Source organism: Streptomyces sp. NPDC051776 (genome assembly GCF_040681345.1).
Lineage (GTDB): Bacteria > Actinomycetota > Actinomycetes > Streptomycetales > Streptomycetaceae > Streptomyces.
This window is the reverse complement of record NZ_JBFAYQ010000004.1, coordinates 1-23,012: the sequence shown is the minus strand read 5'-3', so window position 1 is coordinate 23,012 and position 23,012 is coordinate 1. Positions and strand designations below refer to the sequence as shown.

At 71.1% G+C, this 23,012-nt stretch carries 22 protein-coding genes, 3 tRNA genes and 1 pseudogene; 19 read left to right on the top strand and 7 right to left on the bottom strand.

From position 1 onward, the window contains the following. The first annotated feature begins 205 nt into the window (after nt 1-205). The 7 genes from AB0M26_RS04965 to AB0M26_RS04935 all read left to right on the top strand — a co-directional run bounded on the left by AB0M26_RS04965 (nt 206) and on the right by AB0M26_RS04935 (nt 4,053). Nucleotides 206-385, top strand: coding sequence for a hypothetical protein (locus AB0M26_RS04965; protein ID WP_365254621.1), 180 nt, complete (start codon nt 206-208; stop codon nt 383-385). 243 nt (nt 386-628) lie between these two features. Beyond that, on the top strand, nt 629-1,411 hold the full coding sequence (locus tag AB0M26_RS04960) for a fumarylacetoacetate hydrolase family protein (RefSeq protein ID WP_365254618.1): 783 nt from the start codon (nt 629-631) through the stop codon (nt 1,409-1,411). After that, nucleotides 1,404-2,876, top strand: coding sequence for a glutamate--tRNA ligase (gltX, locus tag AB0M26_RS04955; RefSeq protein WP_365254615.1), 1,473 nt, complete (start codon nt 1,404-1,406; stop codon nt 2,874-2,876). Before AB0M26_RS04960 ends, gltX begins: the two co-directional genes overlap by 8 nt. Before the next feature lie 245 nt (nt 2,877-3,121). After that, nucleotides 3,122-3,574 carry an ATP-binding protein gene (locus tag AB0M26_RS04950; protein ID WP_365254612.1) on the top strand — a complete coding sequence of 151 codons (453 nt, stop codon included), beginning with the start codon at nt 3,122-3,124 and terminating at the stop codon, nt 3,572-3,574. Between the two features lie 156 nt (nt 3,575-3,730). Further along, nucleotides 3,731-3,802: transfer RNA gene (locus AB0M26_RS04945), tRNA-Gln, on the top strand. Nucleotides 3,803-3,841: 39 nt separating this feature from the next. After that, nucleotides 3,842-3,914: transfer RNA gene (locus AB0M26_RS04940), tRNA-Glu, on the top strand. Between the two features lie 66 nt (nt 3,915-3,980). Continuing rightward, nucleotides 3,981-4,053, top strand: a tRNA-Glu gene (locus AB0M26_RS04935). Nucleotides 4,054-4,381: 328 nt separating this feature from the next. Here the strand turns inward: AB0M26_RS04935 and ndgR are convergent. Beyond that, nucleotides 4,382-5,098, bottom strand: a complete 717-nt coding sequence (gene ndgR / locus AB0M26_RS04930; RefSeq protein WP_365254609.1) for an IclR family transcriptional regulator NdgR — start codon at nt 5,096-5,098, stop codon at nt 4,382-4,384. A gap of 172 nt (nt 5,099-5,270) precedes the next feature. On the opposite strand from ndgR, the gene leuC reads away from it, so the two are divergent. The 4 genes from leuC (at nt 5,271) to AB0M26_RS04910 (ending at nt 8,439) form a co-directional block, all read left to right on the top strand. Next, nucleotides 5,271-6,695 (top strand): 3-isopropylmalate dehydratase large subunit, encoded by a 1,425-nt coding sequence (gene leuC / locus AB0M26_RS04925; protein WP_365254606.1) that lies wholly within the window; start codon nt 5,271-5,273, stop codon nt 6,693-6,695. Nucleotides 6,696-6,700: 5 nt separating this feature from the next. Then, nucleotides 6,701-7,294, top strand: coding sequence for a 3-isopropylmalate dehydratase small subunit (leuD, locus tag AB0M26_RS04920; RefSeq protein WP_365254603.1), 594 nt, complete (start codon nt 6,701-6,703; stop codon nt 7,292-7,294). Nucleotides 7,295-7,409: 115 nt separating this feature from the next. Next, nucleotides 7,410-7,637 carry a hypothetical protein gene (locus AB0M26_RS04915; RefSeq protein ID WP_365254600.1) on the top strand — a complete coding sequence of 76 codons (228 nt, stop codon included), beginning with the start codon at nt 7,410-7,412 and terminating at the stop codon, nt 7,635-7,637. Nucleotides 7,638-7,785: 148 nt separating this feature from the next. After that, the gene (locus tag AB0M26_RS04910; protein WP_365254597.1) at nt 7,786-8,439 is read left to right on the top strand and encodes an HU family DNA-binding protein; all 654 of its coding nucleotides are present in this window, start codon (nt 7,786-7,788) and stop codon (nt 8,437-8,439) included. Nucleotides 8,440-8,691: 252 nt separating this feature from the next. On the opposite strand, the gene AB0M26_RS04905 is transcribed toward AB0M26_RS04910, so the two are convergent. Both AB0M26_RS04905 and cofC read right to left on the bottom strand, forming a co-directional pair. Next, entirely contained in the window at nt 8,692-8,895 is a 204-nt protein-coding gene (locus tag AB0M26_RS04905; RefSeq protein ID WP_365254594.1) for a hypothetical protein, read from the bottom strand. A gap of 268 nt (nt 8,896-9,163) precedes the next feature. Continuing rightward, nucleotides 9,164-9,796, bottom strand: a pseudogene (gene cofC, locus AB0M26_RS04900) (2-phospho-L-lactate guanylyltransferase); the annotation flags it as partial. Between the two features lie 150 nt (nt 9,797-9,946). Between cofC and AB0M26_RS04895 the strand changes: the two are divergent. The 3 genes from AB0M26_RS04895 to AB0M26_RS04885 are packed head-to-tail and all read left to right on the top strand — an operon-like array spanning nt 9,947 to nt 12,928. After that, nucleotides 9,947-10,750 carry a lysophospholipid acyltransferase family protein gene (locus tag AB0M26_RS04895; protein ID WP_365254591.1) on the top strand — a complete coding sequence of 268 codons (804 nt, stop codon included), beginning with the start codon at nt 9,947-9,949 and terminating at the stop codon, nt 10,748-10,750. After that, nucleotides 10,747-11,748 carry an NAD(P)H-dependent glycerol-3-phosphate dehydrogenase gene (locus AB0M26_RS04890; RefSeq protein ID WP_365254588.1) on the top strand — a complete coding sequence of 334 codons (1,002 nt, stop codon included), beginning with the start codon at nt 10,747-10,749 and terminating at the stop codon, nt 11,746-11,748. The genes AB0M26_RS04895 and AB0M26_RS04890 overlap by 4 nt, the downstream gene beginning before the upstream one ends. A gap of 34 nt (nt 11,749-11,782) precedes the next feature. Beyond that, entirely contained in the window at nt 11,783-12,928 is a 1,146-nt protein-coding gene (locus tag AB0M26_RS04885) for a D-alanine--D-alanine ligase family protein (protein ID WP_365254585.1), read from the top strand. 103 nt (nt 12,929-13,031) lie between these two features. On the opposite strand, the gene AB0M26_RS04880 is transcribed toward AB0M26_RS04885, so the two are convergent. Then, the gene (locus tag AB0M26_RS04880; RefSeq protein ID WP_365254582.1) at nt 13,032-13,535 is read right to left on the bottom strand and encodes a DUF3515 domain-containing protein; all 504 of its coding nucleotides are present in this window, start codon (nt 13,533-13,535) and stop codon (nt 13,032-13,034) included. Between the two features lie 20 nt (nt 13,536-13,555). After that, nucleotides 13,556-13,789, bottom strand: coding sequence for an Lrp/AsnC ligand binding domain-containing protein (locus AB0M26_RS04875; protein ID WP_064070330.1), 234 nt, complete (start codon nt 13,787-13,789; stop codon nt 13,556-13,558). 188 nt (nt 13,790-13,977) lie between these two features. On the opposite strand from AB0M26_RS04875, the gene AB0M26_RS04870 reads away from it, so the two are divergent. Together AB0M26_RS04870 and thiD are read left to right on the top strand one after the other, a co-directional pair. Further along, entirely contained in the window at nt 13,978-14,946 is a 969-nt protein-coding gene (locus AB0M26_RS04870) for a thiamine-phosphate kinase (protein WP_365254580.1), read from the top strand. Nucleotides 14,947-14,986: 40 nt separating this feature from the next. Beyond that, a complete protein-coding gene (gene thiD, locus AB0M26_RS04865) occupies nt 14,987-15,802 on the top strand; it encodes a bifunctional hydroxymethylpyrimidine kinase/phosphomethylpyrimidine kinase (protein WP_365254577.1) in 816 nt (271 codons plus the stop codon). 119 nt (nt 15,803-15,921) lie between these two features. On the opposite strand, the gene AB0M26_RS04860 is transcribed toward thiD, so the two are convergent. Continuing rightward, nucleotides 15,922-16,827, bottom strand: coding sequence for an alpha/beta fold hydrolase (locus AB0M26_RS04860; RefSeq protein WP_365254574.1), 906 nt, complete (start codon nt 16,825-16,827; stop codon nt 15,922-15,924). Between the two features lie 179 nt (nt 16,828-17,006). Further along, complete coding sequence (rpmB, locus tag AB0M26_RS04855; RefSeq protein ID WP_014628431.1) at nt 17,007-17,192, bottom strand: 50S ribosomal protein L28; 186 nt, start codon at nt 17,190-17,192, stop codon at nt 17,007-17,009. Nucleotides 17,193-17,446: 254 nt separating this feature from the next. Between rpmB and AB0M26_RS04850 the strand changes: the two genes are divergently transcribed. The 3 genes from AB0M26_RS04850 (at nt 17,447) to AB0M26_RS04840 (ending at nt 22,889) form a co-directional block, all read left to right on the top strand. Then, entirely contained in the window at nt 17,447-19,708 is a 2,262-nt protein-coding gene (locus AB0M26_RS04850; RefSeq protein WP_365254571.1) for a DAK2 domain-containing protein, read from the top strand. A gap of 149 nt (nt 19,709-19,857) precedes the next feature. Next, on the top strand, nt 19,858-22,074 hold the full coding sequence (recG, locus tag AB0M26_RS04845) for an ATP-dependent DNA helicase RecG (protein WP_365254568.1): 2,217 nt from the start codon (nt 19,858-19,860) through the stop codon (nt 22,072-22,074). Between the two features lie 296 nt (nt 22,075-22,370). Continuing rightward, entirely contained in the window at nt 22,371-22,889 is a 519-nt protein-coding gene (locus tag AB0M26_RS04840; protein ID WP_365254565.1) for a hypothetical protein, read from the top strand. Nucleotides 22,890-23,012 lie beyond the last annotated feature (123 nt).

Here is a 23,012-nt window from a genome sequence, read left to right as displayed (position 1 = left end):
CATTCCATTCAGTGGCCATTGTCCGTTTCGGGGCGCTGTAGGGCATGTCCATAATGAGCGTTTTGTCGTGGAGTCGGTGACTAAAATCACATGAGGATGAAGGGAGTTGATGCACCCCGCCACCAGGGCGTGGGAATGGCGCGTCTAGCCTGTCACTTGACAAACGCAAGCGATTCGACAAGCGACTTACACGAGGCAGACACCGGTGAAGACCACGATGCTGTTCCGCAACATAGCCAACCCGCGCCGCACCACCCTCGCGCACCTGGAGGACGCCGAGGAACTGCAGGCCGGAGGTGCCGTAACGGCGGAGCAGAGCGCCGATCTGCCCACGCACACCGCCAACCCGCGTCGCACCGTCCTCGTGGACGTGCCCGAGGTCTGACCCGGAGACGCGCGGCAGCGCAGGAAACCGCCACCCGGCCCGGCGCACCGGCCCCTCCCTGGGGGCCGGTCCCGTGGTACGGGGAGGCCGCGCTTCCCGTCCGGTGAGAGGACCCGAGCGGTACCGCGGCCCTGGGCAAGACCCCGGACGGGCACCCGCGAGCGCCCGGACAGCCGGTCCGCGCCCCCGCGATAGCCTGGAGTGTCAGTCTCCAGCAGTGATCCAGAGGGGCAGCGGCTTCGCGTGCGCATCGCCAGGTTCTCCATCGACGGCAACGTCGCCTTCGGCGTGGTGGAAGGAGATTCCTCCTCCAAGGAGGGACCCGTCCTCGACATCATCAAGGGCCATCCCTTCGCCGAGTTCGAGCGCTCGGGCCAGACGGTTCCCATGGGCAAGGTCAGGCTGCTGCCGCCCGTGCTCCCCAGCAAGGTCGTCGCGATCGGCCGCAACTACGCCGAGCACGCCGCCGAGCTGGGCCACGAGGTCCCCGACGTCCCGGTCGCGTTCTTCAAGCCGTCCACTGCCGTGTCCGGCCCGGGCGACCCCATCGCGTACCCCGCGTTCTCCGGCGAGGTGCACCACGAGGCCGAGCTGGCCGTCGTCATCGGCCGTATGTGCCGCGAGGTGCCGCGGGAGCGCGTGAAGGACGTCATCCTCGGCTACACCTGCGCCAACGACGTCACGGCACGGGACGTCCAGCGGCGCGAGTCGCAGTGGGCCAGGGCCAAGGGCTTCGACAGCTCCTGCCCGCTCGGGCCCTGGGTGGAGACCGACCTCGACCCCGCCGACCTGGGCATCATGTGCACCGTCAACGGCGAGCAACGCCAGCTCGGCCGTACGAGCGACATGGTCCACTCCGTGGCGGATCTGATCGTGCACATCACCGAGGCGATGACGCTGCTCCCCGGCGACGTCGTCCTCACGGGCACCCCTGCAGGGGTCGGCCCGCTCAACGTCGGCGACGAAGTCGCCGTCACCATCGAAGGCATCGGCACTCTCACCAACAAGGTGATCAAGCGTGGCTAGCGCACCCGTACGCGTACGTTTCTGTCCCTCGCCGACCGGCAACCCCCATGTGGGCCTGGTCCGCACGGCCCTCTTCAACTGGGCGTTCGCGCGCCACCACGGCGGTACCCTGGTCTTCCGCATCGAGGACACCGACGCGGCCCGAGACTCCGAGGAGTCCTACGAGGCGCTGCTCGACTCCATGCGGTGGCTTGGCTTCGACTGGGACGAGGGCCCCGAGGTCGGCGGCCCCCACGCGCCGTACCGCCAGTCGCAGCGCATGGACGTCTACACCGACGTCGCTCGCCGCCTGCGCGAGCGCGGATTCGCCTACCCCTGCTACTGCACCACCGAAGAGCTGGAGCAGCGCCGCGAAGCCGCCCGCGCCGCGGGCAAGCCTTCCGGCTACGACGGGGCGTGCCGCGACCTCACGGCCGAGCGGATCGAGGCGTACGAGCGCGAGGGCCGCACGCCGATCATCCGCTTCCGGATGCCCGACGAGCCGATCACCTTCACCGACCTGGTACGCGGCGAGCTGACCTTCAGCCCCGAGAACGTCCCCGACTTCGGCATCGTCCGGGCCAACGGCGCCCCGCTCTACACCCTGGTCAACCCCGTCGACGACGCGCTGATGGAGATCACGCACGTACTGCGCGGCGAGGACCTGCTGTCCTCCACCCCGCGGCAGATCGCTCTCTACGCCGCTCTCGCCGAGATCGGCGTCGGCAACGGCACCACCCCGCAGTTCGGACACCTGCCCTACGTGATGGGCGAGGGCAACAAGAAGCTCTCCAAGCGCGACCCGCAGTCCTCGCTCAACCTCTACCGCGAGCGCGGCTTCCTGCCCGCTGGACTGCTCAACTACCTGTCCCTGCTGGGCTGGTCGCTCGCCGCCGACCGCGATGTCTTCACGATGGACGAGATGGTCGCAGCCTTCGACATCAGCGGCGTCAACGCCAACCCGGCGCGCTTCGACCTGAAGAAGGCGGAGGCTATCAACGCCGATCACATCCGCCTGATGGACGTGAAGGACTTCATCGCCGCCTGCGAGCCGTGGCTGCGCGCGCCCCACGCGCCGTGGGCGCCCGAGGCGTTCGACGCCCAGGGCTTCGCCGCCCTGGCCCCGCTCGCCCAGACAAGGCTCACGGTCCTCTCCGACATCATGGCCAACGTCGACTTCCTCTTCCTGGACGCGCCCGTCGAGGACGAGGCGTCCTGGCAGAAGGCCATGAAGCCGGGCGCCGACGCGCTGCTGAAGACCGCCCGCGAGAAGCTCGCGGTCGCGGACTGGAGCGCCGAAGCGCTGAAGGAGGCCGTCATCGCCGCGGGCGAGGAGCGCGGCCTCAAGCTCGGCAAGGCCCAGGCCCCGGTCCGCGTCGCGGTCACCGGCCGTACGGTCGGCCTCCCGCTCTTCGAGTCCCTGGAGGTACTGGGCCGCGACCGCACCCTGGCCCGCGTGGACGCGGCCCTGTCGAAGCTGTCGTAGTCACTGCGCGCACGGCGGAGGGCCCGGAAGAGTCCGCTTCCGGGCCCTCCCGTGTGTTCTAACCGGCGTGCTGCCGTGCGAAGTCGATGAAGCCGAGGCCGGCTCCCGTCCTGGCTCCGTCACCGTGTGTCCTCCGCCCGCTTGCCCAGCACGACCCCGACAAGCGGAGGACCGGCCCCGACAGTCACGCTCCGTACGCACGCCGTGCTGGCCAGGGCAAGGGGCGTCTCGGCAGGCTCGTCCGCATGACGACCGAAATTCCTTCGTCCCGGACCATGGGCCAACCCGTGCTGTGCGTCGGTGAGTTCACGATGCGCTTCACCTCCCCGCCGCGCGGTGCGCGCCTGGCGCGGCGTCTCGCGTCGCAGCGGCTGGAGGATTGGGGACATCCCTATGGGACATGGGTGAACGACGAGGCGGCCCTGATCGTGGCCGAGCTGGCGGGGAACGCCGTGAGGCACGGGCGCGTACCCGGACGGGACTTCCGTCTCCGGCTGGAGGTGCACGCCGCATACATCAGGGTCGAGATCACGGACATGCGTGGCGAGCGCCTTCCGCCTCGGGAAGTGGCGTCTCCGTCGCCCGTGGCGGAGTCGGGTCGAGGTCTGTGGCTGGTGTCCCAACTCGCCGCTCGCTGGGGGATCCGTGCCTGCGCGGACGGGCCCGGCAAGACGGTGTGGGCCAAGGTTGTGACCTGACAGCGTGGTCGACGGCGGCACTGCTGGACCCGCCCGATACCCGTTTTGGAGCGTGCTCTTCGATCGGGTAATGTTCTTCCTGCGCCGCCGAGCGGGCTGGAAGGTCGACCGGGGAGCGTAAGCCGAACAAAGCCCCCTCAGGGGGTTGCGTTTTGGTGGGGTATGGTGTAATTGGCAGCACGAGTGATTCTGGTTCACTTAGTCTAGGTTCGAGTCCTGGTACCCCAGCAAGAGTTCACCTCGGTGTGACTCTTGGAGCAGTGCCTAGCCCCCGTTGTGTAGCGGCCTAGCACGCCGCCCTCTCAAGGCGGTAGCGCCGGTTCGAATCCGGTCGGGGGTACAGATCCTGCCTTCCGCCACCATCCGGGTCGCGCCCGGAGGCGGTGATGAGTCAAGGATCGCCAGGGCCCCCGTTGTGTAGCGGCCTAGCACGCCGCCCTCTCAAGGCGGTAGCGCCGGTTCGAATCCGGTCGGGGGTACAGCAGAGCCCCTCCTCGCGGAGGGGCTTTTCTCGTGCCCGCATTCTCGAGCCCGCAGCGGGATGTGCGCGGCCGTGAGCTCAGCCGCGGCCGTGAGCTCAGCCGCGGCCGTGAGCTCAGCCGGTGAACGGCCGTGCGGATTCCTCCGCGTGTGCCGTCCGCCGGAAGCTGAGCAGCACCGGTTCGTCCGGGACCGTCAGCGCCACCTCGGCCTCGACCTGCGTCGCCGGCGCCGAGCCGGTGGCCGCCGCGGCGAGCGTGCCGCCGAGCGGCCGTGCCGCGGCTGAGGCGTGCTCCGGGCGCAGCCGGGCCCCCGTGCGGCCGGGACTCAGCCGCTGCGCCGCAGCGCCTCGCTCAGCCGGCCGGCCGCGTCCACGACCGCCTGGGCGTGCATCCGGCCCGGGTGGCGGGTCAGCCGCTCGATCGGTCCGGAGACGGAGACGGCCGCCACCACGCGGTTGGACGGGCCCCGCACCGGAGCGGACACCGAGGCCACGCCCGGCTCCCGTTCGCCGATGGACTGGGCCCAGCCCCTGCGCCGTACGCCGGAGAGCGCCGTGGCCGTGAAGCGGGCGCCCTGCAAGCCGCGGTGCAGCCGCTCCGGCTCCTCCCAGGCCATGAGGATCTGTGCCGCGGAGCCCGCCTTCATGGGCAGTGTGGATCCGACGGGCACGGTGTCCCGCAATCCGGACAGCCGCTCCGCCGCGGCCACGCAGATCCGCATGTCGCCCTGGCGCCGGTAGAGCTGCGCGCTCTCCCCGGTCACGTCCCGCAGATGCGTGAGCACCGGACCCGCCGTGGCCAGCAGCCGGTCCTCGCCGGCCGCCGCGGCCAACTCCGCCAGCCGCGGTCCCAGGATGAAACGGCCCTGCATGTCGCGCGCCACCATCCGGTGGTGCTCCAGGGCGACCGCGAGCCGGTGCGCCGTGGGGCGGGCGAGACCGGTCGCGGCGACGAGCCCGGCCAGGGTGGCCGGACCGGATTCGAGGGCGCCGAGAACCAGCGCTGCCTTGTCGAGAACACCGACGCCGCTAGAGTTGTCCATGAAACGATATTCACGTCTCACTCTGTGAAACGCAAGTTCAATTTCCTGCGGAACCCGTCACTCTGGTTGAGGCGGGCGCAGACCACGGCCCGCAGGCGCCGCCCGGCAGGGGGCGGGCGGAGGCCCCGGGAATCGAGCAGGGCCGGCGGAGCGGCCGGCCGGAGGGAAAGCGATGGGACGGACACTCGCGGAGAAGGTCTGGGACGACCATGTCGTCCGGCGCGCGAAGGGCGAGCCCGACCTTCTCTTCATCGACCTGCACCTGCTGCACGAGGTGACCAGCCCGCAGGCGTTCGACGGCCTGCGCAAGAACGGTCGGCAGGTCCGGCGCACCGATCTCACCATCGCCACCGAGGACCACAACACCCCCACCCTCGACATCGACAAGCCCGTCGCCGACCCCGTATCGCGTACACAGTTGGAGACGCTGCGCAAGAACTGCGCGGAGTTCGGCGTCCGGCTGCACCCGCTGGGCGATGTCGAGCAGGGTGTTGTCCACGTGGTGGGACCGCAGCTCGGTCTCACCCAGCCCGGCACGACCGTGGTCTGCGGTGACAGCCACACCTCCACCCACGGCGCGTTCGGTGCGCTGGCCTTCGGCATCGGCACCAGCCAGGTCGAGCACGTGCTGGCCACGCAGACACTGCCGATGGCCCCGTTCAGGACCATGGCGATCACGGTCGAGGGCGAACTGCCCGAGGGCGTCACCGCCAAGGACCTGATCCTGGCGATCATCGCGCGCATCGGCACGGGCGGCGGCCAGGGTTACGTGATCGAGTACCGCGGTCCGGCCATCGAGAAGCTCTCGATGGAAGCCCGGATGACCATCTGCAACATGTCGATCGAGGCCGGGGCCCGCGCGGGCATGATCGCTCCGGACGAGACGACGTTCGACTACATCAAGGGCCGCGATCACGCACCTCGGGGGAGCGACTGGGACGCGGCGGTGGAGTACTGGAAGACGCTGCGCACCGACGAGGATGCGGCCTTCGACCACGAGGTCGTCATCGACGCCTCGAAGCTCGCGCCGTTCGTCACCTGGGGCACCAACCCGGGACAGGGTGCACCGCTCTCCGAGGCCGTGCCGGACCCCTCCGCGTACATCGACGCCTCCGAGCGCCATGCTGCCGAAAGGGCCCTGGAATACATGGGTTTGACGGCGGGTCAGCCATTGCGCGACATCACCGTCGACACCGTCTTCGTGGGCTCCTGCACCAACGGCCGCATCGAGGACCTGCGCTCGGCGGCGGCCGTTCTCGAGGGCCGCCAGATCGCTGACGGCGTACGCATGTTGGTCGTCCCCGGCTCCGTACGCGTCGCCCTCCAGGCCGTCGAAGAAGGCCTGGACAAGGTTTTCACCGCCTCGGGGGCCGAATGGAGGCACGCGGGCTGCTCGATGTGCCTCGGCATGAACCCCGACCAACTCAAGCCCGGTGAGCGAGCCGCGTCCACCTCCAACCGCAACTTCGAGGGACGGCAGGGCAAGGGCGGCCGTACGCACCTGGTCTCGCCGCAGGTGGCCGCCGCCACAGCGGTGCTGGGGCATCTCGCCTCCCCGGCCGACCTCGCCGACGCCCCGACCCTCGTGGAGGCCTGAGAACCATGGAAGCTTTCACCACGCACACCGGCCGGGCCGTCCCGCTGCGCCGCAGCAACGTCGACACCGACCAGATCATCCCCGCGCACTGGCTGAAGAAGGTGACCCGCGACGGATTTGAGGACGGGCTTTTCGAGGCCTGGCGCAAGGACCCGGAGTTCGTGCTGGAGCGCCCCGAGCGCAAGGATGCGACCGTGCTGGTCGCCGGACCCGACTTCGGCACCGGTTCCTCGCGCGAACACGCCGTCTGGGCGCTGCAGAACTACGGTTTCAAGGCCGTGATCTCGTCCCGCTTCGCGGATATCTTCCGCGGCAACTCGCTCAAGAACGGCCTGCTCACGGTCGTGCTGCCGCAGGAGACGGTCGATCGCCTCTGGGCGCTGAGCGAGTCCGACCCGACCGCCGAGATCACCGTCGACCTGGTCGCGCGGGAGGTCCGAGCCGATGGCCTCACCGTCGAGTTCGAGCTCGACGAGAACGCCCGCTGGCGGCTTCTGGAGGGTCTGGACGACATCAGCCTCACTCTCAAGAACGAAGCCGACATCGCGAAGTACGAGGCCGGCCGCCCGTCGTTCAAGCCGCGGACTCTAGAGGTCTGATCAGCACGGATTCCCCTCTGCGCCCCCAGCCGACCGGTTGGGGGCGCAGTCGGTTCGAGGGGGTCTGTTGAGATCCCGCGAAGCGACAACTCGCCCCAGGTGGCACAATCGGTGCATGGACCGCGAAAGCCAACTCGAGCTACACCGGCTCGTCGCGGACCGGCTCAAGGAGGCGCACAGCAGGGTGCGCTCGCTGCAAGTCCCGGAGGGCGTGCGTATGGCACTGTCCCGGAAACTGCTGGTCATCACTGGTGCGGCCAAGCACGATCTCGCCAACGCGGCAAGGCGTCTGGACCGCTTCATGAAGGACCTCGACGAGGGCCGCTTTCCCGAAGGCGGCTGAGGCCGCGACCGAACCGGGCGTGACAGTCGAGTCGGTTGCGGCACAAGGGTGATTAGCCCGTTTCGTGTTTGATTTGCGGTATATATCTGCCTAACGTGCGAAAAGGCTTGAACAGTTTCGTTCCGGCAATGTCTCCGAAGGGGAAGACGTGAACAAGGCGCAGCTCGTAGAAGCGATTGCCGACAAGATGGGCGGCAGGCAGCAAGCCGCCGAGGCTGTCGACGCGGTACTGGACGCGATCGTGCGTGCAGTTGTCGCCGGGGAACGGGTCTCCGTCACCGGCTTCGGTTCGTTCGAGAAGGTCGACCGTCCGGCGCGGTACGCCCGTAACCCGCAGACCGGCGAGCGCGTCCGGGTCAAGAAGACCTCGGTGCCCCGCTTCCGCGCGGGTCAGGGCTTCAAGGACCTGGTCAGCGGCTCCAAGAGGCTGCCGCGCGGCGGAGAGGTTTCCGTCAAGAAGGCGCCCAAGGGCAGCCTCCAGGTCGGCGGGGTCAAGAAGGCCGCCGCGAAGAAGGCCACCGCCAAGAGGACGACGGCGGCCAAGAAGGCAGCGGCGAAGCGGACGGCGGCGGCGAAGAAGACCGCGAAGAAGGCGCCCGCGAAGAGGACCACGGCCAAGAAGACGATCGCGAAGAAGACCACGGCCAAGAAGACCGCGGCGAAGAAGACCACGGCCAAGAAGACCGCGGCGAAGAAGACCACCGCCAAGAAGGCGCCGGCGAAGAAGGCCACCGCCAAGAAGGCGCCGGGTCGCAGGACCGGGGCACGCAAGACCACCGCCAAGAGGGCGGCGGCGAGGTAAGCACCCCCCTTCCCGACGCGCCGGGCCGGACTCCCCCAGGGAGCCCGGCCCGCGGTGTTTTCCGGTTCCGGGCGCGGGAGCATGCGGGGGCAGGAGCGCGTTCCGGGCGCGGAGCCTTCGGAGGCAGGAGCGGCCGGTGCCGCCTCGTCGGGCCCCTATCGCTGCGTGCCTGTGATTACGGGCCTGCGTGATTACGGGCCTGCGTGATTCCGGGCCCGCGTGATTCCGGGCCCCGAGGGGCCGCGGCGCCCTTCAGAGCGTCTGGAGCGTCACCAGCGCGATCCGGCGGTCGTCGCCGTCGCCCTCCACCTCGATCCGCACCCGCTGGCCGGGCCGCAGCAGCCGCAGGCAGCCCGCGTCGAACGCCGCCGCGTCGAAGGGCAAGGGCGTCCCGTCGTCGAGCAGCACACTGCCGCTGCGGGTCTCGGAGTCGTAGGTGAACGCGGTCGCCTGCATGCGGCTCAGCCTAGTCCGGCATCCGCGAAGGCCCGCCCGCCGCCCCTGCCCCCTCTCCGCGGGACGGAATGACCGCGCCACCGGGTGCCGCCGGTCCCCGTCAGTCGCCGTCCGCCGCCGCGGTGCGGGCCTGTGAACCGGCCACGGGACAGGGCGATGGGCCTCCGGCTTCAGGGGCCGTACGGGAGCCCGGGTTCGTATGCGAGCCCCGCTCCGTCCGCACGCTCCGGTCCGTGGACGGTCCGGAGGGCGGGGGCGCGCACATCCGGGCCGTGTATGGGCCCACGCCCAGGGCCAGAGCGGCATGGAGGTCCTCACCGGTGTCCACGTCGCGGCGCACCGATTCGACGTCCTCCAGCACGATCTCCCGCGCTCCGGAGGCCCTGTGGCGGGCCCGGGAGGCTCCGCCGAAAGCCGGGGCCAGGTCGACTCCCGGAGCGGCGGAGAGAAGCGTTGTCCCGAATTCCGCCGCATCGGCCAGAAAAGCCCGGGGAAAAGTCCCGGCAATCGCCAGAACACGGGACAGTTCCTCCGGGCGGAGCGCCGGCAGATCCGCGTTGAGCGCCGCGATCCGCGAGCGCGGGACGGCCTCGCGCACAGTCCGCGCCCCGTACGCGAGCGCCGCGTTCAGCCCGGCGCCGGGAGCGTCTGGTACCACCCGTGCCCCCAGCGTGGTCAGCTCCGCGGACACTAGCCGGTCGTCCGTCACCACGACGACCTCCCGAACCGCCGGACACCCGAGGGCGGCGGCAACGGTGTCCTGGGCGAACGCAAGGGCGAGGCCCGGCCGCAGACCGTTCCCGGCCGTCTCCGCGAGCCTGCTCTTGGCCAGGGACAGCGGTTTGAGCGGCACCACCACCGACCAACCCGCGTCCGGAACGGCTTCTCCGACTCTTCGCATCGTGTCCCATTCTGGCCTGCTGCCCCGGTGGCCCTCGCAGCCGACCGGAAGTCGTGGGGTTACGGTGTTCTCGACAGACCGGGACCCTGGGGCGACACTTGTGCGGCTGCCGGTCCGCAGCTCAGCAGGTCCTACAAGGAGGGTGTCCGAGTGTCCCGCCGCAGAATCGGCTTCTGGTACCGCTTGGCCGCGGTCATCGCAAAACCGCCGCTCGTGGTGCTGTTCAAGCGGGACTGGCGCGGAATGGAGCACATTCCGGCCGAGGGCGGATTTATCACGGCGGTGAACCACAACTCGTATCTGGACCCGCTGTCGTATGCGCACTTCCAGTACAACACCGGTCGCGTCCCCCGATTCCTCGCCAAGGCCGGGCTCTTCAAAGCGCCCTTCGTCGGCACCGTGCTCCGCGGCACCGGCCAGATCCCCGTCTACCGCGAGTCCACCGACGCCATAGACGCCTTCCGTGCCGCCGTGGACGCCATCGAACGCGGTGAATGCGTGGCCTTCTACCCCGAGGGCACCCTCACCCGCGACCCCGACCACTGGCCGATGCAGGGCAAGACGGGCGCCGCCCGCGTGGCGCTGCTCACCAAGGCACCGGTCGTTCCCGTCGCGCAGTGGGGCGCCAACCACGCCATGCCGCCCTACGCCAAGGACAAGAAGCTCCGTCTCCTACCGCGCAAAACGCTGCTGGTGAAGGCCGGTCCACCGGTGGACCTCTCCGCCTACTACGGGATGGAGCCGACCTCCGAGGTCCTGCGCGCCGTTACCGACAAGATCATGGCGGCCGTCACGGAACTCCTCGCCGACCTGCGCGAGGAACCCGCGCCCGAGGACCCGTACGACCACCGCCAGGCGCGGGCCGAGCAGCGCAGAAGAGCCCTTCGGCGGGCGGAGAAGGAGAAGGAGAACGAGGAGCGGAGAACGGTTCAGGAGCAGGGGGAGAGCTCGTGACGCGCTGCGCCGTCTTCGGCACCGGATCCTGGGGAACGGCCTTCGCGATGGTGCTCGCCGACGCCGGTTGCGAGGTGACCCTGTGGGGCCGCCGCCCCGAGCTGGCCGAAGCGATCAACACCGGCCACACGAACCCCGACTACCTTCCCGGTACCGAACTCCCCGCCCCCGTCACCGCGACGACCGATCCCGCGGAGGCCGCCCGCGGCGCGGAGTTCACCGTGCTCGCCATCCCCTCCCAGACGCTGCGCGGCAACCTCGCCGAGTGGGCGCCGCTGCTGCCCGCGAACACCGTGCTCGTCAGCCTGATGAAGGGCGTGGAACTCGGCACGGCCAAGCGCATGAGCGAGGTGATCGAGGAAGTCGCCAAAGCACCCGCGGAACGCGTGGCGGTGCTCACCGGGCCCAACCTCGCCCGGGAGATCGCCGCCCGGCAGCCCGCCGCCGCCGTGGTCGCCTGCGCCGACGAAACCGTTGCCCAGCGCCTCCAGACCGCCTGCCACACGCCGTACTTCCGGCCGTACACCAACACCGACGTCGTCGGCTGCGAGCTGGGCGGCGCCGTGAAGAACGTCATCGCGCTCGCCGTGGGCATCGCCGACGGCATGGGCCTCGGCGACAACGCCAAGGCGTCCCTCATCACCCGCGGTCTGGCCGAGACCACACGCCTGGGACTGGTCATGGGGGCAGACGCCCGAACCTTCGCGGGGCTCGCGGGCATGGGCGACTTGGTCGCCACCTGCTCCTCGCCGCTGTCCCGGAACAACACCTTCGGTACCAATCTCGGCCGCGGCATGACGGTCGAGGAGACCATCGCGGTCACCAAGCAGACCGCCGAGGGCGTCAAGTCCTGCGAGTCCGTACTCGATCTGGCCCGACGCCACGGCGTCGACATGCCCATCACGGAGACCGTCGTCGGCATCGTGCACGAAGGAAAGCAGCCGCTCGTGGCGCTGAAGGAGTTGATGTCGCGGAGTGCCAAGGCGGAGCGGCACTGACGCGGCGCGAACTGTTCGGTAGGGTCGTCGCGATATGAGCAGCGAGCACTTCCCCAAGAGCCCCAAGCCGCGCGTGGCCGTCGTCTTCGGCGGGCGCAGCTCGGAACACGCGATCTCGGTGGTCACCGCGGGCGCCGTGCTGAGCGCCATCGACCGCGAGAAGTACGACGTGCTGCCGATCGGCATCACCCCCGACGGCCGCTGGGCGCTCACCGCCGACGCCCCCGAGCGCATGGCGATCGCCGACCGGAAGCTGCCCAGCGTCGAGGAACTCGCCGAGTCCTCCTCCGAGGGCGCCGTGCTGCTGCCGCTCGACCCCGCGAGCCGCGAGGTCGTGTACTCCGAGCCCGGTTCGGTGCCCAAGGCGCTCGGCGAGGTCGACGTCGTCTTCCCCGTCCTGCACGGGCCGTACGGCGAGGACGGCACGATCCAGGGGATGCTGGAGCTGTCCGGCGTGCCGTACGTCGGCTCGGGCGTCCTCGCCTCCGCCGTCGGAATGGACAAGGAGTACATGAAGCGGGTGTTCATCTCCTACGGGCTGCCGGTGGGTCCGTACGAGGTGATCCGGCCCCGCGAGTGGGAGCGGGATCCCGCGGCCGCCCGTAAGAAGATCGTGGACTTCGCCGGTGACCACGGCTGGCCGCTGTTCATCAAGCCGGCCCGCGCGGGTTCCTCGATGGGCATCACCAAGGTCGAGTGTCTCGAGGGCCTGGACGAGGCCGTCGAGGAGGCACGGCGCCACGACCCCAAGATCCTTGTCGAGTCGCTGCTCCGCGGCCGGGAGATCGAGTGCGGGGTGCTGGAGTTCGAGGACGGGCCGCGCGCGAGCGTCCCCGCCGAGATCCCCTCCGAGGGCGGCCACGACTTCTACGACTTCGAGGCGAAGTACATCGACTCCGCTGCCGGAATCGTGCCTGCCCCGCTCACCGAGAAGGAGACCGCCCGCGTCCGGGAGCTGGCCGTACGGGCCTTCGACGCCGCCTCCTGCGAGGGCCTGGTCCGCGCGGACTTCTTCCTGCTGGAAAGCGGGGAGTTCGTGATCAACGAGATCAACACGATGCCCGGCTTCACGCCGATCTCCATGTACCCGCGCATGTGGCAGGAGACCGGGCTCAGCTACCCGGAACTGATCGACCGGCTGATCCAAGCCGCGCTGCGCCGCCCCACCGGGCTGCGCTGAGCCCCCCTACGGCGCCCGGCCGCGCTGAGCCCCCTACGGCGGCGGCCGCGCTGAGCCCCCTACGGCGCCCCGCTCCGGAACCCCGGGCCCCCGAGCCCGGGGGTCACAGTTCGCTCGGCACGCTCTTCTTCACGGCCTTCGCGAGGTCGAGCAGCGGGCTCGTCTCGGGAGCGTACTTCCCCGGAACCGTCACCTCGACGTACACCAGGCGCCCCGTCGTGGTGAAGCGGTAGCCGTCGTCCTGCTTCTCGGGGAGCCACAGCACGCCGTTCACTTCCACCCCTTTGGCCGTGGGGTTGTAATGTTCACTTCCATGCGTGAGCAGCTCCGGTCGCGGTACCCCGCAGCGGAGCTGTACGGCCGGGTCCCCCCAGTCCGCCGCGAAGTCGGAATCGGGCCCCGCGGTGCTCCGGTCGAGCCCGTCCACGGTTCCCGGCAGCCGGTGGTGGAGTTTCCTGCACACCTCGGCGGCCTCCCCGGACGGCGTCGGAACCGGGCGGGCGTCACCCTCGTCGCTGAAGGAGCAGCCGGAGAGAGCGGACATGCCGACGGCGGTCAGCAGCGCGGCAACGGGCAGGCGGAAGCGCCGGAGAGGAGAATCACTCACCGGCCGAGCATAGACGGGGGCTACAGATGAACCACCGGGCAGGTCAGGGTCCGCGTGATGCCGTCCACTTGCTGGACCTTCGCCACCACCATGCGGCCCAGCTCGTCCACGGTGTCGGCCTGAGCCCGCACGATCACGTCGTACGGCCCGGTCACATCCTCGGCCTGGATCACCCCCGGGATCTTGGCAATCGTCTCGGCGACGGTCGAGGCCTTGCCGACCTCGGTCTGGATCAGGATGTACGCCTGTACCACGGAACCTCCAGGGCGGCCACGAGGATCATGTGGAGAGAAGGGACGCCACGGTATCGCGTCGCGCTACGGCACGGGGAGACCCGCGCGGCGCACGGCGTGCTCAGCGCGGCGGAGAGGAACAGGATGACCGTACCGGCACCACAGTCGGCACGCGAGCGCAAAACCATTGGGGCAGAAGGGGCACACCGATGAAGGGCACCGTGGGTGAGCTGGGGGAGTTCGGGCTCATCAGGGAGTTGACCTCGCGGCTCACCACCACCCCTGCCGTACGGCTCGGCCCGGGGGACGACGCCGCGGTCGTGTCCGCTCCGGACCGGCGGGTGGTGGCCAGTACGGACGTACTCCTCGAAGGACGGCACTTCCGCCGCGACTGGTCCACGGCGTACGACGTCGGGCGCAAGGGGGCCGCGCAGAACCTCGCCGACATCGCGGCCATGGGCGCCGTGCCGACCGCCCTGCTCCTGGCCCTCGTCGTCCCCGCCGATCTGCCCGTGACCTGGACGACCGAGCTGATGGACGGCATCCGGGACGAGTGCCAGGTGGCGGGTGCCGCCGTGGTCGGCGGAGACGTCGTGCGCGGGGACACCATCACCGTCGCCATCACCGCGCTCGGCGATCTGCGCAACCACGAGCCCGTGACGCGCGCCGGCGCACAGCCGGGCGACGTGGTGGCGGTCACCGGCTGGCTGGGCTGGTCCGCCGCGGGACACGCGGTGCTCTCGCGCGGGTTCCGCTCTCCGCGGGCCTTCGTCGAGGCGCACCGGAGGCCCGAACCCCCGTACCACGCGGGCCCCGCGGCCGCGGGCCTCGGCGCGACCTCGATGACGGACGTGAGCGACGGACTGGTGGCCGACCTCGGGCACATCGCCGAGGCGAGCAAGGTACGGATCGATTTGCGGGCCGCGGCGATCGACATCCCCACACAGATGTCGGACATCGGACAGGCCGTCGGCGTCGACCCGATGACCTGGGTCCTGGGCGGGGGAGAGGACCACGCGATCGTGGCGACCTTCCCGCCGGACGTGAAGCTCCCGGCCCGCTGGCGCGTGATCGGGGAAGTCCTCAACCCCTCCGCGCTGCCCCGCGTCACGGTGGACGGAGCGCCGTGGGACAAGGGCGGCTGGGACCACTTCGGGGACACCGAGGACGCCCCCTAGACTCCCCCCAGCGCCGTAGTGACAGCCGCAGGGAGACCTCATGGAGACCGGCCCGGGGGCGGCGACGCCCCGCACACCGCCGCGCGTTCTGACGATCGCCGGATCGGACTCCGGCGGCGGCGCGGGCATCCAGGCCGACCTCAAGACGATGCTGGCGCTGGGGACGCACGGGATGAGCGTGCTGACGGCCGTCACGGCGCAGAACTCCCGTGGTGTGCAAGGCGCGTGGGAGTTGCCGGCCGACGCCGTGCGGGCGCAGTTCCGCAGCGTCGTCGACGACATCGGCGTCCAGGCGGTGAAGACCGGCATGCTCGCGACGGCCGAACTCGTCGGTGCGGTGGCGGAACTGCTGGCGGGCCTCGAAGTCCCCGTCGTCGTCGACCCGGTGGGCGTCTCCAAGCACGGCGACCCGCTGCTCGCCGCCTCGGCGCTCGACGCGGTCCGAACGAAGCTGCTGCCGCATGCCACGGTCGCCACCCCGAACTTGGACGAGGTGGCCCAGTTGACCGGCGTACGTGTCACGTCGGAGGACGGGCTGCGGGACGCTGCCACCGCCGTGCTCGCGTTCGGACCGCGATGGGCGCTCATCAAGGGGGGCCATCTCGACGGCGACGCGGTGGACCTGCTGACCGACGGCTTCCAGGAGCACTGGCTGCGCGCCCCGCGCCACGACAACCGGCACACCCACGGCACCGGATGCACGCTCGCGAGCGCCCTCGCCGCTCAACTGGCCAAGGGACAGACGGTGCCGGGCGCCGCGGCGGCCGCGAAGGAGTACGTGACCGGCGCCGTGGCGGCCGGCTTCCCGCTGGGCGGCGGCATCGGTCCGGTCGACCACGCCTGGCGCCAGCGGTAGGCCGCGTCCGTCGGATCAGTTCGGGCCCGCGACACCGGACACGGCTCCCCCAGAGCTTCTCCTGGGGGCCCTGCACCAGACGCAAGCAGGCTGATTCGAGCCGATCCGGGAGACATGGCCTATTCCAGGAGCGCCCCGACTGCATGGTGGAGGAAGGGCAGGACTACGCGGCTGAATTCGTCGGGCACTTCCAGTTGGGGGTAATGGCCGCAGTCGGCGAACTCGTGCGTCTGGACGTTCGGGTAGGCGCCGACGGTGTCGAGGTAGTCCGCCGGAATCATCCGGTCCTTCTCGCCGGTGAGCACGAGGACGGGGGCGGGAACATGCGCGAGCCGCTCCCGGTAGCGGTCGACGACCTCCATGCGCTGGCCGTCGTGGCGGACGAACGTGCGGAGCGTGTCGAGGAGTCCGTGTGCCGCGCCGTCGTCCGCGGAGTGCCGGAACGCCGCCTCCACCAAGCCCTCGGGGACGGTTGAGGGCCGGTGCACGCATCCCAGTACCGAGCGCCTGCTGGCCTCCCGGTCGGGCCGGGTGAGCATCTCCCCGACGTGCGGGACGCTGAGCGTCCGGGGCCCGGGACCGACCGCTCGGCCGAGTCCCGCCGGGCAGACCAGGACGAGGCTGCGCAGACGCTCCGGGCTGCGGATCGCACACTCCATCGAGACGGCCCCGCCCATGGAATTCCCCACCAGGTGCACGCGGTCGAGACCCACGGAGGCGGCGAACCGCCAGACGGTCTCCGCGAGGAAGGCGCGCGTGTAGCGCACCCGCGGCTTGTCGCTCCTGCCGAAGCCCGGAAGATCGAGGGCGAAGACGCGGTGGTGCTCCGCGAGGCGCGGCAGGGTGCGCGACCAGAACTCCACGGACGCCCCGAGGGCGTGCAGCAGGACGACCGGGGAGCCGTGGTCCCCCGCCTGCCAGTAGCGGAGCCGCAGTCCGTCCAGGTCGGCCCAGAGATCCGAGTGATTCAGGTGATCCGTGTGATCCAGGTGATCCCGGTTGTCGGGGTGATCCAGGTGATCCATGACCCGAAAACTACGGCGGCGCGACCCGTGCCCTCCAGCGTCGGGAACGACACGTCCGATACGGCTTCCGTCAAAGGGCGCGCGTTCTCCGGACCGTTCCCGGGCATACGAAAAGCCGGCCCGCCACATGCGGACCGGCTTATCGGGCAACCAGCGAGGGCTGCGCTACGACGGGAACGTCAGCGCGCGACCTTGCCGGCCTTGATGCACGAGGTGCAGACGTTGAGCCGCTTCGGCGTCCGCCCGACCACTGCGCGCACCGTCTGGATGTTGGGGTTCCAACGACGGCGAGTGCGGCGGTGCGAGTGCGAAATGTTGTTGCCGAAGCCCGGCCCCTTGCCACAGACGTCGCAGTTGGCAGCCACGGGTCACTCCAAAGACTTCAGATGCACTTACAGTGAATTCCGGCCTCGCCGAGATCAGTCACTGACCGGCAGTTCCGGGTGGGAATGGCCCGACTCGCGCCGGGCAACCGGAGCAGCATACAACGGCCGCTCCCGTACAACGAAACTACCATGACGGGCCGGGGCCCCGGCCCTGGCCTGGCCCGGCCTCGCGGCTACCCTGCGGAGCACCCCTCTCCGCGCAATCCCTCCGCCCCGGTCCGAGGAGGACGCTGGTGCCGCACACCCTCGACGCCACCACGGTACGCACGTGGTGCGGCCTGGCCCTCGAAGCCCTGGGGCAGGCCCGTGAGGGAATCGACGCGATCAATGTCTATCCGGTCGCCGACGGGGACACCGGGACGAATCTCTATCTCACCCTCGAATCGGCGGCGCAGGCCGTGGACGCGGTCTTCGCGGCCCATGCGGCGGTCGCCGACGAGAAGGGCCCGGCCCTGCCCGACGCGGTACGCGCCATGGCTCACGGCGCGCTGATCGGCGCACGTGGCAACTCCGGCACGATCCTGGCGCAGCTGCTGCGCGGCATGGCCGACGTGCTGGCTGCGGAGCACGGCTGCACCGCCTCGGGCGGCCCCGGCAGCCCGGGAGGCGGCGGGCCCGGCGGGGCCGAGGGCCCGGGAGGGCCGCACGGCGCCGACGCCGCCGAGGCGCTGCGCCGCGCGCTGCGGCGGGCCGCGGAGTCGGCGTACGAGGCCGTCGCCCATCCCGTCGAGGGCACCGTTCTCAGCGTGGCCTCCGCGGCCGCCGATGCCGCCGAGCACGCGGAGGGCGGCGCGGTGGCGGTGGCGCGCGCGGCGTACCAGGGGGCGCGTACGGCCCTGGACGCAACACCCGAGCAGCTCGACGTCCTGGCCCGCGCAGGTGTCGTGGACGCGGGCGGGTCCGGACTCGTCACGGTCCTGGGGTCCCTGGTCGAGGCCGTCTCGGGCGAGACCGCGATGGGCCCCATCGCGGCGGCACCGTCCCGCCACGCCGCCACCTCGTCCCGCCCCACCTCGTCCCGCCCCGCCACGGCTTCGGCCCGGCCCCCCGCCGCCCCTTCCCTCCGTACCGCACCGACGACCGGTGCGCCCGCGCAGCGGCGTTCCACCGACGACCCCGCCGCGGTCGCCGCGGGGGAGCACCGGACGGCCGTCGCGTCGTCTCCCGGGGCCGCGGTAGCGGCGGGGAGGCAGCCGACAGGGCGAAGCGGTGCGGCAGTTGACGGACGTACGGGCGATGGCCCCCAGGCGGGAGCAGCCGGGACCACCGGTATCCCGGGCGAAGGGCCCGCGTCGGAGGCCACCGGCGGAGGGCCGGGGGACAGCCCCGTCCGCGCCGGCACCGCTCCCCGCCAAGCGGCACGGGACGAGTGCGAGACGGCGGGCGAGGACGACTGCGGACCCGGTGCTGCGACGCCCACCACGTCACCGTCGGCGACCGCAACGGCGCCCCCGGCCGGGCCGCGGCCCACAACCGTGCTCCCCACGGCGTTCCACCACCCCGGCGCCGGACGCCCCGCCGGGGACGCCCAGCCCGCAGGCGAGCCGCGGTCGGGACCCGCCTACGAGGTGATCTACCTCCTGGAGGCGACCGACGAGGCCGTCGCCGTCCTGCGTTCACGCCTCGACGCCCTCGGTGACTCCCTCGTCGTCGTCGGGGGCGACGGCCTCTGGAACGTCCACGTGCACGTGGACGACGCCGGCGCCGCCGTCGAGGCCGGTGTCGACGCCGGGCGCCCGTACCGGATCCGCATCACCCACTTCGGCGCGGCGGCTGCCGCCGCGGAGAGCACCCCGGGCGCGCCGGGCGAGGAACACGAGCGGACCGAACGAGCGGGGCGGGTCGTCGTGGCCGTCGTCCCCGGCGAAGGGCTGGCCGGGCTGTGCCGGGAGGCCGGCGCGACCGTCGTCACCGCACGCCCCGGGGAACCGCCCGCCAGCGGCGAGCTGGTGCAGGCCATCCGCCGGGCGCACGCGCGCGAGGTCGTCCTGCTGCCCAACGACCCCGGCCTGCGCCACACCGCCGCCGCGGCCGTCGAGCAGGTGCGCGCCGAAGGGGTCCGGGTCGCTCTCATCCCGACCCGGTCCAGCGTCCAGGGGATCGCCGCCCTGGCCGTGCACGAGCCCGACCGCCGCTTCGACGAGGACGTCGTCGCCATGACCTCCGCCGCGGGTGCCACCCGGTACGCGGAACTGGCCGTCGCCGAACGGCAGTCGTTCACCACCGCCGGGGTCTGCGAGACCGGGGACGTCCTCGGCATGATCGACGGGGACGTGGCGGTGATCGGCGCGAACCTGGCGGGAACCGCCGCGGTCCTGCTCGACCGGATGCTGGCCGCGGGCGGCGAGATGGTCACGCTGGTGCTCGGGTCCGGGATCCCCGACGACCTCGGCGAGAGGCTGGAGGCACACGTACGAGAGAGCCATCTCGCCGTGGACACCGTGGTCTACCGGGGCGGCCAGCCGTCCGTACCGCTGCTCATCGGCGTCGAGTGAGACGGGACGACGGCGAGGGCCCAGGGGGCCTACGGCGGCCCTCGCGGCGGCGCGGGCGTCATACGGGCGTGCGCAGGACGGGACGCGACGGGACGGCCGGGGCGCGCGGGGACGCCGCAGCGCGGGTTCTGTCACACCGATGGTGTGCAATGGACTGCGTGCCCGCGCTGGATGAATCCCTGAAGAAGACCGTCGGCGGCACCACCGCAAAGGTGATGGCCGACCAGCTCGGCCTGCACACGGTGGGCGACCTCCTCCACCACTACCCGCGTCGGTATGCCGAGCGCGGTGAGCTGACCCGGCTCGCCGACCTGCCGCTGGACGAGCACGTCACGGTCGTCGCGCAGGTCGCCAAGGCGGCGAAGAGGACCTTCAACCGCGGCAAGGGGGTGCGGCTGGAGGTCGTGGTCACCGATGGCAGCGGCTCGCTCACCCTGGTCTTCTTCGGCCGTGCCGCACACCACCACGAGCGCGAACTGCTGCCCGGGCGGAGGGGGATGTTCGCAGGAAAGGTCTCGGTCTTCAACCGCGTCCGCCAGCTCGCCCACCCCGACTACGAACTGCTGGACCGCGGCGGGGGCGCCGACGCGGCCGAGGCCGTCGACGCCTTCGCGAACCAGTTGCTGCCGCTCTACCCGGCGTGCAAGCAGCTCCCGTCCTGGAGGATCGCCAAGTCGGTGGGCGCGCTGCTGGACACCTTCGAGGCGGACGGCTGGCGCGACCTCGTCGACCCGCTGCCTCCGGAGCTGAGGCAGAGCCGGAACCTGGCCACGCTCCCCGAGGCGTTCCTCCGCGTCCACCGGCCGCGTACCAAGGCCGACATCGCCCTGGCCAAGGACCGTCTGAAGTGGGACGAGGCGTTCGTGCTCCAGGTCGCCCTGGCCCGCCGCCGCCATGCAGAGGGCCAGCTGCCCGCCGTGCCCCGTGCCCCGCGTGAGGGTGGCATGCTGGACGCTTTCGACGCCAAGCTGCCGTTCACGCTCACCGAAGGCCAGCGGAAGGTGTCCGCGGAGATCTTCGGCGACCTCGCGGGGGATCACCCCATGCACCGCCTCCTCCAGGGCGAGGTGGGCAGCGGCAAGACGATGGTGGCCCTGCGCGCGATGCTCGGCGTCGTCGACGCGGGCGGGCAGGCCGCCATGCTCGCGCCGACCGAGGTGCTGGCCCAGCAGCATCACCGGTCCGTCGTCGAGATGATGGGCGAGCTGGCCGAGGGCGGCATGCTCGGTGGTGCGGAGGAGGCCACCAAGGTCGTGTTGCTGACCGGTTCGATGGGCGCCGCGGCCCGCCGCCAGGCGCTGCTCGACCTCGTCACCGGCGAGGCCGGGATCGTCATCGGCACGCATGCCCTGATCGAGGACAAGGTGCAGTTCCACGACCTCGGTCTGGTCGTGGTCGACGAGCAGCACCGCTTCGGCGTGGAGCAGCGCGACGCTCTGCGCGCGAAGGCCGAACGGCCCCCGCATCTCCTGGTGATGACGGCGACGCCCATCCCGCGCACCGTCGCGATGACCGTGTTCGGCGATCTGGAGACCTCCGTCCTGAACCAGTTGCCCGCCGGGCGTTCACCGATCGCCAGCCATGTCGTACCGGCCCAGGACAAGCCGCACTTCCTCACGCGCGCCTGGGAGCGGGTGCGCGAGGAGGTCGGGCACGGCCACCAGGCGTACGTGGTGTGCCCGCGCATCGGCGACGAGGAGGACGACAAGGCGGCCAAGGCGCGCACGTCCCCGGAGGACGAGGCCGAACGGCGGCCGCCCCTCGCCGTCCTGGAGACGGCGGAGAAGCTGACGGCGGGTCCGCTGGCCGGCCTCCGGGTGGAGATCCTGCACGGCAGGATGCAGCCCGACGCGAAGGACGAGGTGATGCGGCGGTTCGCGGCGGGTGAGGTGGACGTCCTCGTCGCGACCACGGTCATCGAGGTCGGCGTCAATGTGCCGAACGCGACGGTAATGGTGATCATGGACGCCGACCGGTTCGGCGTCTCGCAGCTCCATCAGCTCCGCGGTCGCGTGGGCCGTGGCACCGCACCCGGACTCTGCCTGCTGGTCAGCGACATGCCGGAGGCGAGCCCGGCGCGCGCCCGGCTGGCCGCTGTCGCCGCCACCCTCGACGGCTTCGAGCTGTCCCGTATCGACCTGGAGCAGCGGCGCGAGGGTGACGTGCTCGGACAGGCTCAGTCGGGCGTCCGGTCCTCGCTGCGGATGCTCGCCGTCATCGAGGACGAGGACGTGATCGCGGCGGCCCGCGAGGAGGCCGCGGCGGTGGTCTCGGCCGACCCCGAGCTGACCGGCCTCCCCGAGCTGCGCACGGCGTTGGACGCACTGCTGGACGCCGAGCGCGAGCAGTACCTCGACAAGGGCTGACGGTCGTACGCGGGAAGGGCTGACGGTGGTACGCGGGAAGGGGCTGACGACCGTAGGGCCAAGGGCTGACGGTCGTACGCGGGAAGGGCTGACGGTGGTACGCGGGGGAAGGGCTGAGGGCCCGTGGCGGGAAGGGCCGACGCGCGGGGCGGAACAGCCGATTCCGTGCGCTGTGCCGCTAGCGCCCCAACTCCCTTGGCGGCAGGCCCGATTGTCAGACCCCCCTGGGAAGATGGAACCAGTCCGAACCGATCAGACCCGTGATCGGCCGACTTGGACCATTGGGGGCTTGTTTCATGGCATTCCGTCATCTGAACGAACTGCCGCTCGGCGACAAGATCTTCCGGATCGAGCTGGTGAGCGACGACGATTCCACCGTCACCCTGACCGTCACCGGCTGGCACGAAGACGCCCCGGAGACCCTGCTCGCCTCCGGCGCACTCACCCTCCCGCTCACCGAAGTCCCGCCGCTGCGCATCGCGCTCAACCGCGCCCTGCGCGCCCTCGCCCTCGTCGCCGACGTGGCCGAGCCCATCCCCGACCGCGATGTGCTGCGCGAGCTGTTCCCCGGCCACGGCGCGCCCTGGGTCCCGCAGCACGAGCAGGACCTCACCCAGCGGTTCCACGAGGGCGAGACGATCGCCCGGATAGCCGCGCGTTTCGGCCGCACGCCCGACTCGGTGCGCACCAAGCTCCGCGAGCTCGGCCACGACCCGCGCCGCCCCGAGTTCTGCCCGCCCGACGGCTGCCTGTCATGGTCGCGGTACGCCTCGCCGGCGCTCGTCGGCGCGGGCGAGTCATCCGCCAAGCACTAGGGAGCGTATTTGGTCGTGATCAAGGGGTGGCTCGCGTGAGGTCCTTGATCCAGATCATCGAGGCGCGGAGGTGTAGGCCGGCAAGGTAGCTCCCCGGGGTCTTGTCATAGCGCGTGGCTATGC

Bases quoted from the DNA above. Each gene is read 5' to 3' on its own strand.
- AB0M26_RS04860 (WP_365254574.1), bottom strand. From the start codon at position 16,827: ATGGATCACCTGGATCACCCCGACAACCGGGATCACCTGGATCACACG.
- recG (WP_365254568.1), top strand. From the start codon at position 19,858: ATGGACTGCGTGCCCGCGCTGGATGAATCCCTGAAGAAGACCGTCGGC.
- thiD (WP_365254577.1), top strand. From the start codon at position 14,987: ATGGAGACCGGCCCGGGGGCGGCGACGCCCCGCACACCGCCGCGCGTT.
- ndgR (WP_365254609.1), bottom strand. From the start codon at position 5,098: ATGGACAACTCTAGCGGCGTCGGTGTTCTCGACAAGGCAGCGCTGGTT.
- AB0M26_RS04950 (WP_365254612.1), top strand. From the start codon at position 3,122: ATGACGACCGAAATTCCTTCGTCCCGGACCATGGGCCAACCCGTGCTG.
- AB0M26_RS04915 (WP_365254600.1), top strand. From the start codon at position 7,410: ATGGACCGCGAAAGCCAACTCGAGCTACACCGGCTCGTCGCGGACCGG.
- AB0M26_RS04870 (WP_365254580.1), top strand. From the start codon at position 13,978: ATGAAGGGCACCGTGGGTGAGCTGGGGGAGTTCGGGCTCATCAGGGAG.
- AB0M26_RS04840 (WP_365254565.1), top strand. From the start codon at position 22,371: ATGGCATTCCGTCATCTGAACGAACTGCCGCTCGGCGACAAGATCTTC.
- AB0M26_RS04885 (WP_365254585.1), top strand. From the start codon at position 11,783: ATGAGCAGCGAGCACTTCCCCAAGAGCCCCAAGCCGCGCGTGGCCGTC.
- leuC (WP_365254606.1), top strand. From the start codon at position 5,271: ATGGGACGGACACTCGCGGAGAAGGTCTGGGACGACCATGTCGTCCGG.
- leuD (WP_365254603.1), top strand. From the start codon at position 6,701: ATGGAAGCTTTCACCACGCACACCGGCCGGGCCGTCCCGCTGCGCCGC.
- AB0M26_RS04905 (WP_365254594.1), bottom strand. From the start codon at position 8,895: ATGCAGGCGACCGCGTTCACCTACGACTCCGAGACCCGCAGCGGCAGT.